Source organism: Erythrobacter sp. JK5 (assembly GCF_018205975.1).
In the GTDB taxonomy this organism is placed as follows: Bacteria; Pseudomonadota; Alphaproteobacteria; order Sphingomonadales; family Sphingomonadaceae; genus Erythrobacter.
Map to the genome: position 1 here is coordinate 611,241 of NZ_CP073577.1, position 15,283 is coordinate 626,523.

Sequence of the window (15,283 nt, forward strand, 5' to 3'; positions counted from 1 at the left end):
AACGGATCAATGATCCAGATGCAATCCAATCTCGACGTCGCGGACAACAGCGGCGCCAAGCGCGTCCAGTGCATCAAGGTGCTGGGCGGCTCGAAGCGCCGGTTTGCCTCCGTCGGCGACGTGATCGTGGTTTCCGTGAAGGAAGCCCAGCCGCGTGCCAAGGTGAAGAAGGGCGACGTTCATCGCGCCGTGATCGTGCGCACCAAGAAGGACGTTCGCCGTCCCGATGGCAGCGTGATCCGCTTCGACAGCAACGCGGCCGTGCTCGTGAACAAGAGCGAGGAGCCGATCGGCACCCGCATCTTCGGCCCGGTGGTGCGCGAACTGCGCGGCCGCGGGTTCATGAAGATCATCTCGCTCGCGCCGGAGGTGCTCTAAGATGGCATCCGCTAAGATCAAGAAGGGCGACAGCGTCGTCGTGCTTTCGGGCAAGGACAAGGGCCGCACCGGCACCGTCCAGCAGGTCATGCCGAAGGATGGCAAGATCGTCGTCGAAGGCATCAACGTAATCGCCCGTCACCGCAAGCCGAGCCAGACCAACCCGCAGGGCGGCATCGACCGGTATCCGGCCCCGATGCACCTGTCGAAAGTCGCGCTCGCCGATCCCAAGGATGGCAAGCCCACCCGCGTCCGTTTCGAAGAGAAGGACGGCAAGAAGGTGCGCGTTGCCGTGAAGAGTGGGGAGACCATCGATGGCTGATTACACTCCGCGCCTGAAGTCCCGCTACGAGGACCAGATCGTCAAGGCGATGACCGAGAAGTTCGGTTACAAGAATCGTCTCGAAGTGCCCCGGCTCGCAAAGATCACGCTCAACATGGGCGTGGGCGAGGCGAGCCAGGACAAGAAGAAGGTGCAGACCGCCGCCGAGGAAATGGCGCTGATCGCAGGTCAGAAGCCGGTCATCACCAAGGCCAAGAAGTCGATCGCCCAGTTCAAGCTGCGCGAAGGCATGCCGATCGGCTGCAAGGTCACCCTGCGCCGCGACCGGATGTACGAATTCATGGACCGTCTGGTGACGATCGCCATGCCGCGCATCCGCGACTTTCGCGGGCTCAACGCCAAATCGTTCGACGGTCGCGGCAACTACGCGATGGGTCTCAAGGAACAGATCGTGTTCCCCGAGATCAGCTACGACAAGATCGAGAAAGTGCGGGGGATGGACATCATCGTGACCACCACCGCGAAGACCGACGAGGAGGCGCGCGAATTGCTGCGTCTGTTCGGCTTCCCGTTCCAGGGTGAAGCCGCCGCGTCCGACCAGAAAGAAGCGGCCTGAGGCCGGTAAGGAAGAGAGCTTAAGTCCAATGGCGAAACTGAGTTCCATCAACAAGAACGAGCGTCGCAAGAAGCTCGTGAAGCAATACGCTGCGAAGTACGAGAAGCTGAAGGCGATCGCGAACGACAAGTCGCTCGACGAGACCGAGCGGCTCGTGGCGCGCCTCAAGATGGCCGAGATTCCGCGCAACGCGAATCCGACCCGCGTGCGCAATCGCTGCGCCACCACCGGCCGCCCGCGCGGCTATTATCGCAAGTTCGGCATCAACCGCATCGAACTGCGTCAACTCGGCAACCGGGGCATGATCCCCGGCCTGACGAAGTCGAGCTGGTGAGGATCTGACGAATGGCTATGACCGATCCCCTGGGTGACATGCTCACCCGCATCCGCAACGGCCAGCAGGCGAAGAAGGACAGCGTCCTTTCGCCCGCGTCCAAGCTGCGTGCGAACGTGCTCGAAGTGCTTCAGCGCGAAGGCTACATCCGTGGCTACAGCGAAGACGAGAGCGGCAAGCACAAGGCGCTGCGGATCGAACTGAAGTATTTCGAAGGCGAACCGGCGATCAAGCATGTCGCCCGCGTCTCCAAGCCCGGCCGCCGGATCTACTCGGGCTCGAAAGAGCTGCCGACCGTCCGCAACGGCCTGGGCATCACCATCGTCTCGACCCCGAAGGGCGTGCTGTCGGATGCCGAAGCGCGCACCGAGAATGTCGGCGGCGAAGTGCTGGCGGAGGTGTTCTGATGAGCCGCATCGGCAAACAGGCCGTGGCGATCCCGAGCGGGGTCACGGCCAATATCGACAACGGCACGCTGACCGTGAAGGGCCCCAAGGGCACGCTCACGCTCGGTCTCAGCGACCTGATCGACTACAAGGTCGAAGGCGACGAGATCCAGGTCAACCCGGCCAACGACAGCAAGCAGGCGCGGTCCTACTGGGGCATGCAGCGCACGCTGGTGTCGAACCTGGTCGAAGGCGTGACCGAAGGCTTTTCGAAGACGCTCGAGATTTCGGGCGTCGGCTACCGTGCACAGGCGCAGGGCAAGAAGCTCAAGCTGCAGCTCGGTTTCAGCCACGACGTCGATCTCGACGTGCCCGAAGGTATCGAAGTCAAGACGCCCGATCAGACCACGGTCGAGATCTCCGGCATCGACAAGCAGGCCGTGGGCCAGTTTGCCGCCGAAGTCCGCCGCTGGCGCAAGCCCGAACCCTACAAGGGCAAGGGCATCAAGTATCGCGGCGAATATGTCTTCCGCAAGGAAGGGAAGAAGAAGTAAGATGGCCAAACTGTCTCTCTTTGAACGGCGCCGCCGCCGCGTGCGCACCGCGCTCCGCAATCGGGCCGGTGGCAAGCCGCGCCTGTCGGTCCACCGTACCGGTCGCCACATCTACGCGCAGATCATCAACGATGCAGAAGGCCGCACCGTGGCCGCTGCCTCGACGCTGGGCGCGAAGAAGTCGGGCGCGAATGTCGATGCCGCCGCACAGGTGGGCAAGGATATCGCCGCTGCCGCCAAGAAGGCGGGCGTGACCACTGTCGTGTTCGATCGCGGCGGGTTCCTGTTTCATGGCCGCGTCAAGGCGCTGGCCGATGCCGCCCGCGAAGGCGGGCTGGAGTTCTGATGATGGCTGACGACAAGAAAACCGAAGCGCCCGAAACGGCTCCGGAAACCGAAACTCCGGCCGTTGCGGAAACGCCGAGCGAAGCTGCCGACAACCAGTCGGCCGCGGCCGAGCCGAGCGCGCAACCGACCGAAGAACCCAAGACCGAAGCCGCTCCGGCGGAAGCTGCGCCAGCCCCGGCGGAAGCCGCGCCGGCCCCGGCGGAGCAGCCGCAGCAGCGCGAAGGTCGCGGGCGTGGTCGCGGTGGCAACCGTGACGGTGGCGGTCGTGGTCGTGGTCGCGGAGGCCGTGACGGCAACCGCGGTCGCCGCGAAGAGGAAGATGACGGCATCATCGAGAAGCTGGTGCACATCAACCGCGTCTCCAAGACAGTGAAGGGCGGCAAGCGCTTCGGCTTCGCCGCGCTCGTCGTGGTCGGCGACGGTCAGGGCCGGGTCGGTTTTGGTCACGGCAAGGCGCGCGAAGTGCCCGAGGCGATCACCAAGGCGACCGCAGCCGCGCGCAAGAAGATGATCCGCGTCCCGCTCAAGGAAGGCCGCACGTTGCACCATGACGGCAACGGCCGGTTCGGTGCCGGCAAGGTGACCCTGCGCACCGCGCCTCCGGGTACCGGCATCATCGCCGGTGGTCCGATGCGCGCCGTGTTCGAAAGCCTCGGCGTTGCCGACGTGGTGACCAAGTCGGTCGGCACCTCGAACCCCTACAACATGATCCGCGCCACGTTCGAGGCGCTGCAGGAGCAGACTTCGCCGAAGTCGGTGGCGCAGCGTCGCGGCAAGAAGGTCGTCGACCTGCTGGGTCGCGGTGGCGCCAGCGCAGCCGAGGCCGAAGCCGACGCCGCAGCGGTTGTGGAGTAAGACCCATGGCAGACAAGAAAACCATCAAGATCAAGCAGGTCGGTTCGCCGATCCGCCGTCCCGAAAGCCAGCGCAAGATCCTGATCGGGCTGGGCCTCAACAAGATGCACAAGGTCGTCGAACGTCAGGATACTCCTGAAGTGCGCGGCGCGATCGCCAAGATTGCGCATCTGGTTGAAGTGGTCGACTGAATGTAACGCGTGAGTCCCCGCGAAGGCGGGGACCTCCGGCCACTCGCACGACGCAGTGGCACGAGATCCCCGCCTTCGCGGGGTTCACACCTCAGGAAGCGCGAACAAAAGCGAAAGCGAGTGCAGACATGAAACTCAACGACATCCGTGACAATCCCGGCGCCCGCAAGGGTCGCATGCGCGTAGGCCGTGGCATCGGCTCGGGCAAGGGCAAGACCGCCGCGCGCGGCCAGAAGGGCCAGAAGAGCCGTTCGGGCGTCGCGATCAAGGGCTTCGAAGGCGGCCAGATGCCGCTCCACATGCGCCTGCCGAAGCGCGGGTTCAACAACCCGTTCGGCAAGGACTACGCCGAAGTGAACATCGGCATGGTGCAGAAGTGGATCGACGCCAAGAAGCTCGACGGCAAGAAGGACATCACCGAAGACGCGCTGCGCGCCTGCGGCCTTGTGCGCGGCGGCAAGGACGGCGTTCGGCTGCTCGGCAAGGGCGAGTTCACGGCCAAGGCCAAGTTCGTCGTCACCGGCGCGACCAAAGGCGCGATCGCCGCGGTCGAGAAGGCTGGCGGCAGCGTTGAAGTGACCGCTCCGGCGAAGGCCGACGCGGCCGCCGAGAGCGAATAAAGCGACAAAACGGGGAGCGGGGGTTCGACAACGGGCCGCCCGCTCCCTACTTATCGTCTCTGAGCCGGGGCGCCCTTGGGCCAGTCCGGCAAACGACTAGGATCGACGATACGACATGGCTACACGCGCCGACAGCATTGCGAGCAATCTGAACCTCGCGAATTTTTCCAAGGCCACCGAGCTGCGCCAGCGAATCTGGTTCACGATCGGCGCGCTGATCGTGTTCCGGTTTCTCAGCTTCATCCCGCTGCCCGGCGTGAACCCGGCGGCGCTCCAGAACCTCGCGGATCTCGGACGCGGCGGCATTCTCGATCTGTTCAACACCTTTTCGGGCGGCAGCCTCGAGCGCATGAGCCTCATCGCGCTCGGCGTGATGCCCTACATCACCGCTTCGATCGTGGTGCAGATGGCCGCGGCGCTGCACCCGACGCTCGCCGCGCTCAAGAAAGAGGGCGCGACCGGGCGGCAGAAGCTCAACCAGTACACCCGTTACGGTACGGTGTTCCTGTGCGCGATCCAGGGCTGGTTCCTGGCATCGGGCCTCGAAAGCTTCAGCGCGCAGAACGGCATCGCCGCCGTGGTCGATCCCGGCTACATGTTCCGCATCGGCGCGGTCGTCAGCCTCGTCGGCGGCACGATGTTCCTGCTGTGGCTGGGCGAACAGATCACCTCGCGCGGGATCGGCAACGGCGTCTCGCTGATCATCATGGCGGGCATCGTCGCGCAGTTCCCGATGTTCGCGACCAACCTGTTCGAAGGCGGGCGGACCGGAGCGATCGCGCCGGGGATCATCATCGGCTTCATCGTCATGGTCGTCGTGTTGATCGTCGGCATCGCCTTCGTCGAACGCGCCCAGCGGCGGCTGCTGATCCAGTATCCGAAACGCGCGACGCAGCAGGGCATGATGCAGGCCGACCGCTCGCACCTGCCGCTCAAGCTCAACACTGCCGGCGTCATTCCGCCGATCTTTGCCAGCTCGCTGCTGCTGCTGCCGCTCACGATCTCGCAGTTCGCGGGCAATTCGGTCGACACCGAAAGCACGTTCGGCACCGCGATCGTGACGCTCAATCAGTATCTTGCGCACGGGCAACCGATCTACATGCTGCTCTATGCGATCGGGATCATCTTCTTCTGCTTCTTCTACACCGCCGTGGTGTTCAACCCGGAAGAGACGGCGGACAACCTCAAGAAGAACGGCGGCTTCATTCCCGGCATCCGTCCGGGCAAACGTACCGCCGAGTATCTTGAATACGTGCTCTCGCGCATCACCGTGGTCGGTGCGATCTATCTCACGGTCGTGTGCGTGGTGCCCGAATACATGATCGCCCAGACCGGCATTCCGCTGTTCCTCGGCGGGACCAGCCTGCTGATCGTCGTCAACGTGACGGTCGATACGCTGAGCCAGGTGCAATCGCATCTGCTGGCGCATCAATATGGCGACCTGATCAAGAAGGCTAAGTTGAAAGGCCGGTTGCGGTAACGCACACGCGTGGCGCTGGCGAAAATGAACGCGGCGTTCGTCCGCGCGACTTTGGGGGATTGTTGGTGAACATCATTCTTCTTGGCCCTCCCGGGGCTGGCAAGGGTACGCAAAGCGCCGGGCTGGTCGAGCGGCATGGCATGCGCCAGCTTTCGACCGGAGACATGCTGCGCGCAGCGGTCAAGGCCGAAACGCCGGTCGGCCTGGAGGCCAAGGCGGTGATGGATCGCGGCGAGCTGGTCTCGGATGCGATTGTTTCGGCGCTGATCGACGATAACCTCGCGGCGATGGACGCGCAGACCGGCGCGATCTTCGACGGGTATCCCCGCACCGCCGCGCAGGCCGACGATCTCGACCGTATCCTCGCCAGGCACGGTCGCTCGCTCGACCACGTGATCGAGCTGGAAGTCGATGTGGATGCGCTGGTCGAGCGCATTACCGGCCGGTTTTCCTGCGCCAATTGCGGCGCGCTCTACCACGACACCGCCAATCCGCCCGCCAAACCAGGCGTGTGCGACACGTGCGGCAGCACCGAATTCAAGCGTCGGCCCGACGACAACGAGGAAACCGTGCGCACCCGGATGGAGGAATACCGCGCCAAGACCGCGCCGATCCTTCCCGGCTATGAAGCGCGCGGGATCGTCACCCGGGTCGACGGCATGGCCTCGATCGACGACGTGGCCGGGGCGATCGACGCGATCCTCGCCTGACCCGGCGCTGGGGGCTTTGCGGGCGACCGGCAATGCCCTAGGTCGGGTGCGAAGGGAGAACCCAATCATGCCGCTCCGCATCGCGCCCCTCGCCGGTATCGCACTGGCCTTTGCCGCCGCGCCGCTCGCCGCCGAAGTTGTCGACACCAGCGCCAGCGGCTTCGTCACCCGCGACGAGGCAGTAGTCGAGGCCGATCTCAAGGATACGTGGCTGGCACTGATCGCGCCGGCGAAGTGGTGGAATTCGGCGCATACCTGGTCGGGCGATTCCGCCAATCTGACCATGCGGCCGCAGGCCGGCGGCTGTTTTTGCGAGCGCATTCCCGAAGATCCCGATCCCGACCGGATCACCCTCGAAGGCAGCGTCGAACATATGCGCGTGATCCACGCCTTTCCGGAAAAGGCGCTGCGGCTGCAGGGCGCGCTCGGGCCGTTGCAGAGCGAACCGGTAACGGGCGTGCTGACCATCGCGCTGACGAAGGTCGACGACGGCACCAGGATCGTCTGGGAATACAACGTCGGCGGCCCGATGCGCTACAAGGTGGCGGATATCTCCAAGGCGGTCGACGGGGTGATGACCCAGCAGCTCGCCGGTCTCGCCGCGCTGCTGGGGCGGGTCGAAGGCCCGGAACCCGCGTCTGAGACTGCCGACGAGCCCGAAGACGCCGAACCAGCCGAGGAACCGCTGGAGGATGCCGCTGCCGAACCGAGCGTGGATCAGGCTTTCGGCGATCTGTCGGACGGGTAAGCGCGGGCCTCGGGCCGCTGCTTTCCACCACGCCCCGCTTCCCGCTTTTGACCCGCACGGCGTTTGGGTGTATTTCGACGCTTGAAAACATTCCCGGGCGGCCCATATCGGCGGCTCGGTCGATTATGCGCAGCTAGCGGTTGACGGGAACCCCGATTCGCCGTAAGCGCGCGGCTCATTCGACACGTTCGAACCCAGTCCGGCAGGCATCGCCGCTGCGCGTATGCCATCCGGGCTTTTGCCGTTTCGAGACCCTGCCCACGGCACGGTCGGCCTCGGCAGCGGATGCGTCGGTGAGTTGAGCGTTGAGATAGGGGCTCCGGCAGCCAAGCCGCAAACCCCTGTGGAGCATGGAGAATTAAGTGGCTCGTATTGCCGGGGTAAACATCCCCACCAACAAGCGCGTTATTATCGCGCTGACCTACATTCACGGGATCGGTCGCACCACGGCCGTCAAGATCGCCGACAAGCTTGGCATTGCGCACAGCGCCCGCGTGCAGGACCTCACCGACGAGGAAGTGCTGCGGATCCGCGAAACGATCGACGCCGACCATCAGGTCGAAGGCGATCTTCGTCGCGAAACCGCGATGAACATCAAGCGCCTGATGGACCTGCGTTCGTATCGCGGCCTGCGTCATCGCAACCAGCTGCCCGTCCGCGGCCAGCGCACGCACACCAATGCCCGCACCCGCAAGGGCAAGGCCAAGCCGATCGCCGGGAAGAAGAAGTAAGCTCGGGGCGACCCGACGCTTTTTCCTTCACCCGCATTCAATAAGGAATACGAGAAATGGCACGCGAACCCGGCAAAGTAAGGCGCCGCGACAAAAAGAACATCACCAGCGGCGTTGCGCATATCAACGCCAGCTTCAACAACACGATGATCACCATCACCGATGCGCAGGGCAATGCGATCAGCTGGTCCAGCGCCGGCATGATGGGTTTCAAGGGCAGCCGCAAGTCGACCCCGTATGCAGCGCAGGTCGCTGCCGACGATGCCGGCAAGAAGGCTGCCGAGCACGGTGTGCGCACTCTCGAAGTCGAAGTGAAGGGTCCGGGCTCGGGGCGCGAAAGCGCACTGCGCGGTCTCGCCGCAGTCGGCTTCAACATCACCTCGATCCGCGACGTGACGCCGATCCCGCACAACGGGGTTCGTCCGTCCAAGCGTCGCAGGGTCTGACTCAGGCGTCTGATCCGATACTTCCCGGCGACCGGACAGGGTCGCCGAGACTTTCCCGGACCGGACGCGCTCTCACCAGCGCCCGGTCCGCCCATATTTTGAACCGCTGCAAGGCGAATTAGGGGAAATCCATGTCCGTCAACACGAAGAACTGGCAGGAACTCAAGAAACCCAACACCCTGGAAATCAAGGAAGGCGGCGACAAGTCCCGCAAGACCACCTTCGTTGCAGAACCGCTCGAGCGTGGCTTCGGCCTGACGCTCGGCAATGCGCTGCGCCGGGTGCTGCTCTCCTCGCTCCAGGGTGCCGCGATCACGTCGATCAAGATCGAGAACGTGCTGCACGAATTTTCCTCGCTCGCAGGTGTGCGCGAGGACGTGACCGACATCGTCCTGAACGTGAAGCAGATCGCGCTCAAGATGGAAGGCGAAGGCCCCAAGCGGCTGCAGCTTTCCGCCACCGGCCCGGCCGAAGTGAAGGCCGGAGACATCGCCGTTTCCGGCGACATCGAAGTGATGAACAAGGACCTCGTCCTGTGCCACCTCGATGAAGGCGCGACGCTGAACATGGAACTGACCGCCGACGTGGGCAAGGGCTACTCGCCCGCGGTCCAGAACCGTCCGATCGATGCGCCGATCGGCCTGATCCCGGTCGATTCGCTCTACAGCCCGGTTCGCCAGGTCAGCTACAAGGTCGAAAACGCGCGTGTCGGGCAGGAGCTCGACTACGACAAGCTTTCGCTGACGATCGAAACCGACGGCACCGTCACCCCGGAAGATGCGGTGGCCTATGCCGCGCGTATCCTGCAGGATCAGCTGACGCTGTTCGTCCACTTCGAAGACGGCATTCCGCAGCCGCAGGCGGCCATGATCGGCCACGCCGCGCAGCCGCAGGAAGACGATGCCAACCAGCTCAACCGTTACCTGCTCAAGAAGGTCGACGAGCTCGAGCTGTCGGTGCGGTCGGCCAACTGCCTCAAGAACGACAACATCATCTATATCGGCGACCTGGTCCAGAAGACCGAAGCCGAGATGCTGCGCACGCCGAATTTCGGCCGCAAGTCGCTCAATGAGATCAAGGAAGTGCTTTCCAGCATGGGCCTGCGCCTCGGGATGGATATCCCTGGCTGGCCGCCGGAAAACATCGAGGAAATGGCCAAGAAGCTCGAACAGGAACTGCTTGGCTGACGATGCTGTGAGCTCCTGCGGAAGCAGGAGCCCGGTTTTTTCGCACAGGGCTCCGGATCAAGTCCGGAGCGCACATAGGGCGATGGTCTGGAGCCCTGATCCGGACCAGCTACGGGCTACCTGATACGGGCCCATATCGAACGAAGGAAGATACGATGCGTCACGGAATTTCGCAGCGCAAGCTGAGCCGCAAGTCGGGCCACCGCAAGGCCCTGTTCCGCAACATGGCTGCCGCGCTCATCAAGCACGAACAGATCCAGACCACGCTGCCCAAGGCGAAGGAACTGCGTCCCTATATCGAAAAGCTCATCACGCTGGCCAAGCGCGGCGGTCTGTCGAATCGTCGCCTCGCCCAGGCGCGGCTGCTCGACGAGACCCAGCTCAAGAAGCTGTTCGATGTGCTGGCCGAGCGGTACAGCGACCGTGAAGGTGGCTACACCCGCATCATCAAGGCCGGTTACCGCGCCAGCGACAGTGCGCAGATGGCGATCATCGAATTCGTCGACCGCGACCCCGATGCGAAGGGGCAGGACAGCGGCCCGGACATGAGCGAAGCGAGCGAATACGAAGACGCGTAGGCACCGGCCGTCACCTTGGCGAAAGCTCGGGGTCCAGGGCGGCTAGGTGACACGGAGCAGCTTGAGGTCCCGGCTTACGCCGGGATGACGAAGCCATAGAGGGGCCGGCGGGGCGATCCGCTGGCCCCTTTGCTTTGCGCGCTTGACTTTCCTGCGGAATAGTCTGATATTTCTGTCATGACAGAAATACGTGTCGAGTCGGAACTTTCGCCTTCGGTGGCCCGGTTCGTCCTCCACTGGGGCGATCTTGGCGGGCAATGGGGCGTGAACCGTTCGGTGGCGCAGATCCACGCGCTGCTGTTCATCGCCGACGATCCGCTCACTGCCGAGGAGATCGCGGAAAAGCTCGGCATGGCGCGGTCCAATGTGTCCAATTCGATCAAGGAGCTGCTCGGCTGGCGGCTGATCCACCGCGTGCCGGTGATGGGCGACCGGCGCGATCACTTCACCGCCGAAAGCGACATCTGGGAGATGGCGACCCGCATCGCACAGGGGCGCAAGGCGCGCGAGATCGACCCGGCCGAAGAGGCGCTGAGGCTGTGCAATGCGGAGGCAGAGCACGATCCCCATCTCAGCCCGCAGGCGAAGGAGAAACTCGCCGCGATGCTCGACTTCGTCACCACCATGTCGCGCTGGCACGACGAGATGCTGAAGGTTCCGAAACCGGCGCTGACCGCGCTGATCAGGATGGGTTCGGGCATCACGAGGCTGATCAACTGGAGGCCGGGCAAGGGGTCCGAATAGTCACGCAACCCGCGAAAGGGGGGCATCATGAAACCGCAGATTGCCAAACGCGTTCCGCCGATCCCGCAGCCGGATGATCGGGCGACCGACAAGGGCAGCGCGGCCTACGATGCCCGGTTCCGGCGTCTGATCGTCAGTCACGCCTGGGCGAACCTGCCCGAGGCGGTGCGGCAGCGCTTTTCCAAGCGGATCGAGGGTGAACGGGTGGCGATCTATCCCGGCGTGATCCGCGCGGCCCGGTGTTCGCGGATCGGCCGGGCGCTGGCGCAGCTGTGCCGGATCGTCGGTGCACCGCTGCCGCTGGGGTGCGATTGCGGAGTGCCGGCTGCAGTCTCGGTGTCCGAGGATCGTGACGGTGGCGGGCAATGCTGGACCCGGGTCTATGGCCGCAGGCGCGGCTTCCCGCAGGTGATCCACAGCGCCAAGCGCTTCGCGGGGCCGACCGGGCTCGAGGAGCATATCGGTTGCGGGATCGGCATGGCGCTGCGGGTGAAGGCGATCGCGAACGGGCTCGAGTTCCGCAGCGACCACTATTTCGTCGAGGCGCTCGGATACCGCCTGCGCTTCCCGCGCTGGCTCGAACCCGGCGTCACCGTGGTGCAGCACCGCGACGAAGGGGAGGGCGGGTTCGTCTTCTCGCTCGCGTTGATCCATCCCTGGCTGGGCGAACTCGTCTACCAGGAAGGAGCGTTCCGCGATGCATGAACGACAATTGGAGGTCCTGATCCTCGGCGCGAGCGGCGTGTTCGGTTCGCGGCTGGCGGAACTGGCGAGCCGCGAGGCCGGGATCGGGCTGACGCTGGCGGCGCGCAATCGCGACAGGCTCGAACGCATCGCCGATGCGCTCGCGCCGCGACCGCGCTGCGTCGCGCTCGATCGCGACCGGCTGACCGCGCTCGACCTCGCCGGTTACGACCTCGTGATCGATGCCGCGGGGCCGTTCCAGGCTTCGCACAGCCGCGTGATCGAATCCGCGCTTGCAGCCGGCGTGGATTACCTCGATCTCGCCGACGGGCGCGCGTTCGTTCGCGATTTCCCGCGCTTCGACGAGGTTGCGAAGGGAGCGGGTGTGGCGCTGACCACCGGCGCCAGCTCAATCCCCGCGCTGAGCCATGCGGTGATCGACGAGTGCACCGCCGGGTGGCAGCATATCGACCATCTGCGGATCGGCATCTACCCCGGCAACCGGGCGCCGCGCGGCCTGTCGGTGGTCGAGGCGATCCTGTCCTATGTCGGCAAGCCGGTCCGCGTCATGCGCGACGGGCGCTGGCAGGACATGAGCGGTTGGGGGATGACGCATCGCGAGGACATCCCCGGCCTCGGCAAACGCTGGGCGAGCGTATGCGACACACCCGAGCAGGATCTGCTGGTGGATCGCTACGCTCCGCGCGAGGGGGCCGAGTTCTTCGCCGGGCTCGAACTGTCGATCCTGCATCTTGGCCTGGCTCTGCTGTCGCTGCCGGTCCGGTGGGGTTGGGTCGCAAGCCTGCGCCCGATCGCGCGGCCGATGCTGGCGGTGGCGAAGTGGTTCATTCCGTTCGGCTCTGACAGGGGCGCGATGACGGTGTGCGCTCGCGGTACGGACGCGGTCGGCGATGTGGTGACGCGGCGCTGGGTGCTCGGAGCCGACGCCAATCGCGGGCCCTACGTGCCGGTGCTGGCGGCAGTGGCGATGATCCGGCGCTATCGCGACGGCATGCGACCGCCCCCGGGGGCGCGAGCATGCTCGGGAATGCTGAAGCTGGCGGATTTCGCCCACGATTTTGCGCGGCTCGGGATGACCCACGAGGTGTTCGACGACGCCGGACGGGCGATAGGCTTTGACTCGCAGGAACGCTCGCGCCAATCCTGCGCGGCATGATCCGCACCACGATTGCCGCAGCGGCAGCGCTGCTTCTCGCCAGCCCGCTTGTCGCCCAGTCCGCACAGGATGAACTCGACGCGCGCTACGACCGCGCGCTTGCGGCCGGGTACAAGGCATTGTTCCTGTGCAGCGCGATCGCCATTGCCGAACGCAACGGAGCATCGCGCACTCCGGAAAGTGTCCACCAATGGGAGCTGAGCGGGATTCAGGCCCCGCTCGATGAGATCGTGCGCGAACTTTCCTACAGGATCGTACGCCGACCGACCGGCCAGATCGCGCAGGTCGCAGTCGAATGGGCCGACGACATGCCTGATCGCATCGCCGCCTATTACGGGCCGCAGACGGGGTGTTCGGTGCTGCCGATTGGCGCGCCCGAGACCGTGGTCAATTCCGATGCGCCGGTTGCCATGCCGGAACCGCACAGTGACGAGCTACTGACGTTCGACATCGAAGCCCGCGATGGCGCGGCGATGCCGGATGCCCGCGAACGCAGCCCGCTCGAACGCGCGCTCGAGAACGCGATGACCGGCACCTATGGCGAGGGCACCCGGACGACCGCCGCGCTCGTGCGGCAGCACGGCGTCACCGATGGGCTGACCGAGCGCGCCCGCTATGCTCCGGGTTTCAGCGAGAACACCCCGCAGCGCACCTGGTCGGTCGCCAAGAGCATCGCCGCCACGTTGGTGGGCGCGGCGGTGCAATCGGGCGAATTCTCGGTCGATCAGCCGATCGGCCTCAATTACTGGCGTTCGGGCGGGGCGACCGATGCGCGCCGCGCGATCACGATCGATCACGCGCTGCGCATGGCCAGCGGCAGATATTCCGACACGCCGGGCAACCGCACCGATCCGCTCTATTGGGGCGGTGCAACGGTTGACGAGAGCGCGACCCACTGGCCGCTGATCGCCCAACCCGGCACGGTCTATCGCTATGCGAACAACGACACGCTGATGGCGGTGAAGGCGATCGAGGCGTATCTGCAGTATTATCCGCCGGCGGAATTCTTCGTCAGGCTCGGCATGGACCACACCGTCGCCGAAACCGACATTCGCGGGAATTACGTGCTGTCGAGCCAGGTGTGGTCGACCGCGAGCGATCTCGCGACGCTCGGGCAGCTGTATCTCGAGGATGGCGTGTGGAAGGGAGAGCGACTGCTGCCCGAGAACTGGCGCGAATACGTGTCCACCCCGTCGGGACCGCAGCCGGGCGGTGCCTTCGGCTATGGCGCGGGGTGGTGGCTGCTCAACGCTTCCGAAGGCGTGCCGCCCGATACCTTTGCCGCGTTCGGCAATCGCGGGCAGTATCTGGTGGTTGTCCCGAGCCGCAAAGTCGTGATCGTAAGGCGCGGCGAAGACAGGGTCGGCACGCGTTTCGATATCGCGGCTTTCACGCGCGACGTGCTGGCGGCTCTCGATTGAGCCGGAGCGCGGACGTTCAGAAAAAGGCCCCTTAACCTGAACACTCGCTGCAAGGGCGCTTCAGGCTCGGCACAAGGCGAATCATTCATAAGGCCCTCGAAGCCGGGATACCCCCGTTCCGGCGAAACCCGAGGACGAAACCCTTATGAAGACTCTGAAACAGACTCTCGCCAAAGGCACGCTCGGGACTGTCGCGGCTGGCGCGATGGCCCTGGCGACCGCCACCCCTGCCGCAGCCGACGATTATCGCGATCGCGGCGGTATTGATGCCGGAGACGTGATCGCGGGAGCGGTCGTGATCGGCGGGATCGCCGCGCTCGCGGGCGCCTTCGACAAGGACAAGGACTATCGCTACCGCGACCGCCGCGACAGGTATCGCGGTTACCGGTATCGCGGCGACGGTTACGGCTACAAGCACGGCTATCGCGGCACCAATCCGCGCCGCGCGGTCCAACGCTGTGTCAACGCGGCCGAGCGCCAGGCGCGCCGCTTCGGCGGATGGCGCTACGCCGATGTCACCCAGATCCGCGATGTCGACCGGACCCGCAACGGCTTCCGCGTGAAGGGCCGGATCGAAGTCGGAGGCTCGCGCGGCTATCGCGGACGTGATTTCGACCGTGGCCGCTTCACCTGCTGGTTCGACGGTCGCGGCCGGCCGCAGGTCGACTTCAAGAACCTGCGCGGCCTGCGCTGAGCGGGACGCGAGGGTTCTTCCCATGACCCTTGGGGGTTTTTTTCCGCGCTGCATGGCGCAGCCTCCAAGGGTCTCCAAATCCGACACCATCCGCGCTATGATCGCGCAGACGCTCACG

General features: G+C 65.0%; 22 protein-coding genes. All 22 read left to right on the forward strand.

Annotated elements, in window-relative coordinates:
* Positions 1 to 9 precede the first annotated feature (9 nt).
* A complete protein-coding gene (gene rplN, locus KDC96_RS02950) occupies positions 10 to 378 on the forward strand; it encodes a 50S ribosomal protein L14 (RefSeq protein WP_010411138.1) in 369 nt (122 codons plus the stop codon).
* Between the two features lies 1 nt (position 379).
* Positions 380 to 700 (forward strand): 50S ribosomal protein L24, encoded by a 321-nt coding sequence (gene rplX / locus KDC96_RS02955; protein WP_212450550.1) that lies wholly within the window; start codon positions 380 to 382, stop codon positions 698 to 700.
* Complete coding sequence (gene rplE, locus KDC96_RS02960; protein WP_212450552.1) at positions 693 to 1,277, forward strand: 50S ribosomal protein L5; 585 nt, start codon at positions 693 to 695, stop codon at positions 1,275 to 1,277. Before rplX ends, rplE begins: the two co-directional genes overlap by 8 nt.
* Positions 1,278 to 1,305: 28 nt before the next feature.
* Positions 1,306 to 1,611, forward strand: coding sequence for a 30S ribosomal protein S14 (gene rpsN / locus KDC96_RS02965; RefSeq protein ID WP_212450554.1), 306 nt, complete (start codon positions 1,306 to 1,308; stop codon positions 1,609 to 1,611).
* A gap of 11 nt (positions 1,612 to 1,622) precedes the next feature.
* The gene (gene rpsH / locus KDC96_RS02970) at positions 1,623 to 2,018 is read left to right on the forward strand and encodes a 30S ribosomal protein S8 (RefSeq protein WP_212450556.1); all 396 of its coding nucleotides are present in this window, start codon (positions 1,623 to 1,625) and stop codon (positions 2,016 to 2,018) included.
* Positions 2,018 to 2,551, forward strand: coding sequence for a 50S ribosomal protein L6 (gene rplF / locus KDC96_RS02975; RefSeq protein ID WP_212450558.1), 534 nt, complete (start codon positions 2,018 to 2,020; stop codon positions 2,549 to 2,551). Before rpsH ends, rplF begins: the two co-directional genes overlap by 1 nt.
* A gap of 1 nt (position 2,552) precedes the next feature.
* A complete protein-coding gene (gene rplR / locus KDC96_RS02980) occupies positions 2,553 to 2,897 on the forward strand; it encodes a 50S ribosomal protein L18 (protein ID WP_212450560.1) in 345 nt (114 codons plus the stop codon).
* Entirely contained in the window at positions 2,897 to 3,754 is an 858-nt protein-coding gene (rpsE, locus tag KDC96_RS16330) for a 30S ribosomal protein S5 (protein ID WP_249171888.1), read from the forward strand. The genes rplR and rpsE overlap by 1 nt, the downstream gene beginning before the upstream one ends.
* A gap of 5 nt (positions 3,755 to 3,759) precedes the next feature.
* Positions 3,760 to 3,945: a 50S ribosomal protein L30 gene (gene rpmD, locus KDC96_RS02990; RefSeq protein ID WP_212450562.1), complete on the forward strand. Its 186-nt coding sequence runs from the start codon at positions 3,760 to 3,762 to the stop codon at positions 3,943 to 3,945.
* A 128-nt stretch (positions 3,946 to 4,073) separates the two neighbouring features.
* Positions 4,074 to 4,565: a 50S ribosomal protein L15 gene (gene rplO / locus KDC96_RS02995; protein WP_212450564.1), complete on the forward strand. Its 492-nt coding sequence runs from the start codon at positions 4,074 to 4,076 to the stop codon at positions 4,563 to 4,565.
* Positions 4,566 to 4,680: 115 nt separating this feature from the next.
* A complete protein-coding gene (gene secY / locus KDC96_RS03000) occupies positions 4,681 to 6,045 on the forward strand; it encodes a preprotein translocase subunit SecY (RefSeq protein WP_212450566.1) in 1,365 nt (454 codons plus the stop codon).
* A gap of 65 nt (positions 6,046 to 6,110) precedes the next feature.
* On the forward strand, positions 6,111 to 6,755 hold the full coding sequence (locus KDC96_RS03005; RefSeq protein ID WP_212450568.1) for an adenylate kinase: 645 nt from the start codon (positions 6,111 to 6,113) through the stop codon (positions 6,753 to 6,755).
* 67 nt (positions 6,756 to 6,822) lie between these two features.
* Positions 6,823 to 7,503: an SRPBCC family protein gene (locus KDC96_RS03010; protein ID WP_212450570.1), complete on the forward strand. Its 681-nt coding sequence runs from the start codon at positions 6,823 to 6,825 to the stop codon at positions 7,501 to 7,503.
* 362 nt (positions 7,504 to 7,865) lie between these two features.
* A complete protein-coding gene (rpsM, locus tag KDC96_RS03015; RefSeq protein ID WP_212450572.1) occupies positions 7,866 to 8,234 on the forward strand; it encodes a 30S ribosomal protein S13 in 369 nt (122 codons plus the stop codon).
* Between the two features lie 56 nt (positions 8,235 to 8,290).
* Positions 8,291 to 8,680, forward strand: coding sequence for a 30S ribosomal protein S11 (rpsK, locus tag KDC96_RS03020; protein ID WP_212450574.1), 390 nt, complete (start codon positions 8,291 to 8,293; stop codon positions 8,678 to 8,680).
* A gap of 131 nt (positions 8,681 to 8,811) precedes the next feature.
* Complete coding sequence (locus KDC96_RS03025) at positions 8,812 to 9,867, forward strand: DNA-directed RNA polymerase subunit alpha (protein WP_212450575.1); 1,056 nt, start codon at positions 8,812 to 8,814, stop codon at positions 9,865 to 9,867.
* Between the two features lie 155 nt (positions 9,868 to 10,022).
* Complete coding sequence (gene rplQ, locus KDC96_RS03030; RefSeq protein ID WP_212450576.1) at positions 10,023 to 10,445, forward strand: 50S ribosomal protein L17; 423 nt, start codon at positions 10,023 to 10,025, stop codon at positions 10,443 to 10,445.
* Between the two features lie 177 nt (positions 10,446 to 10,622).
* Complete coding sequence (locus KDC96_RS03035; protein WP_212450577.1) at positions 10,623 to 11,189, forward strand: GbsR/MarR family transcriptional regulator; 567 nt, start codon at positions 10,623 to 10,625, stop codon at positions 11,187 to 11,189.
* Between the two features lie 27 nt (positions 11,190 to 11,216).
* Positions 11,217 to 11,894: a DUF4166 domain-containing protein gene (locus KDC96_RS03040; protein ID WP_212450578.1), complete on the forward strand. Its 678-nt coding sequence runs from the start codon at positions 11,217 to 11,219 to the stop codon at positions 11,892 to 11,894.
* Entirely contained in the window at positions 11,887 to 13,050 is a 1,164-nt protein-coding gene (locus tag KDC96_RS03045) for a saccharopine dehydrogenase NADP-binding domain-containing protein (RefSeq protein WP_212450579.1), read from the forward strand. Before KDC96_RS03040 ends, KDC96_RS03045 begins: the two co-directional genes overlap by 8 nt.
* Positions 13,047 to 14,471, forward strand: coding sequence for a serine hydrolase (locus KDC96_RS03050; protein ID WP_212450580.1), 1,425 nt, complete (start codon positions 13,047 to 13,049; stop codon positions 14,469 to 14,471). The genes KDC96_RS03045 and KDC96_RS03050 overlap by 4 nt, the downstream gene beginning before the upstream one ends.
* A 145-nt stretch (positions 14,472 to 14,616) precedes the next feature.
* Positions 14,617 to 15,165 carry a hypothetical protein gene (locus KDC96_RS03055; RefSeq protein WP_212450582.1) on the forward strand — a complete coding sequence of 183 codons (549 nt, stop codon included), beginning with the start codon at positions 14,617 to 14,619 and terminating at the stop codon, positions 15,163 to 15,165.
* Positions 15,166 to 15,283: the final 118 nt, after the last annotated feature.

Coding starts and splice junctions, on each gene's coding strand:
- KDC96_RS03050 (WP_212450580.1), top strand. CDS start 13,047: ATGATCCGCACCACGATTGCCGCAGCGGCAGCGCTGCTTCTCGCCAGC.
- rplN (WP_010411138.1), top strand. CDS start 10: ATGATCCAGATGCAATCCAATCTCGACGTCGCGGACAACAGCGGCGCC.
- KDC96_RS03025 (WP_212450575.1), top strand. CDS start 8,812: ATGTCCGTCAACACGAAGAACTGGCAGGAACTCAAGAAACCCAACACC.
- rpsH (WP_212450556.1), top strand. CDS start 1,623: ATGGCTATGACCGATCCCCTGGGTGACATGCTCACCCGCATCCGCAAC.
- rpmD (WP_212450562.1), top strand. CDS start 3,760: ATGGCAGACAAGAAAACCATCAAGATCAAGCAGGTCGGTTCGCCGATC.
- KDC96_RS03010 (WP_212450570.1), top strand. CDS start 6,823: ATGCCGCTCCGCATCGCGCCCCTCGCCGGTATCGCACTGGCCTTTGCC.
- rplR (WP_212450560.1), top strand. CDS start 2,553: ATGGCCAAACTGTCTCTCTTTGAACGGCGCCGCCGCCGCGTGCGCACC.
- rpsK (WP_212450574.1), top strand. CDS start 8,291: ATGGCACGCGAACCCGGCAAAGTAAGGCGCCGCGACAAAAAGAACATC.
- KDC96_RS03040 (WP_212450578.1), top strand. CDS start 11,217: ATGAAACCGCAGATTGCCAAACGCGTTCCGCCGATCCCGCAGCCGGAT.
- KDC96_RS03045 (WP_212450579.1), top strand. CDS start 11,887: ATGCATGAACGACAATTGGAGGTCCTGATCCTCGGCGCGAGCGGCGTG.
- rplF (WP_212450558.1), top strand. CDS start 2,018: ATGAGCCGCATCGGCAAACAGGCCGTGGCGATCCCGAGCGGGGTCACG.
- rpsE (WP_249171888.1), top strand. CDS start 2,897: ATGATGGCTGACGACAAGAAAACCGAAGCGCCCGAAACGGCTCCGGAA.
- rplO (WP_212450564.1), top strand. CDS start 4,074: ATGAAACTCAACGACATCCGTGACAATCCCGGCGCCCGCAAGGGTCGC.
- rpsN (WP_212450554.1), top strand. CDS start 1,306: ATGGCGAAACTGAGTTCCATCAACAAGAACGAGCGTCGCAAGAAGCTC.
- secY (WP_212450566.1), top strand. CDS start 4,681: ATGGCTACACGCGCCGACAGCATTGCGAGCAATCTGAACCTCGCGAAT.
- rplQ (WP_212450576.1), top strand. CDS start 10,023: ATGCGTCACGGAATTTCGCAGCGCAAGCTGAGCCGCAAGTCGGGCCAC.
- rplE (WP_212450552.1), top strand. CDS start 693: ATGGCTGATTACACTCCGCGCCTGAAGTCCCGCTACGAGGACCAGATC.
- rplX (WP_212450550.1), top strand. CDS start 380: ATGGCATCCGCTAAGATCAAGAAGGGCGACAGCGTCGTCGTGCTTTCG.
- KDC96_RS03035 (WP_212450577.1), top strand. CDS start 10,623: ATGACAGAAATACGTGTCGAGTCGGAACTTTCGCCTTCGGTGGCCCGG.
- KDC96_RS03055 (WP_212450582.1), top strand. CDS start 14,617: ATGAAGACTCTGAAACAGACTCTCGCCAAAGGCACGCTCGGGACTGTC.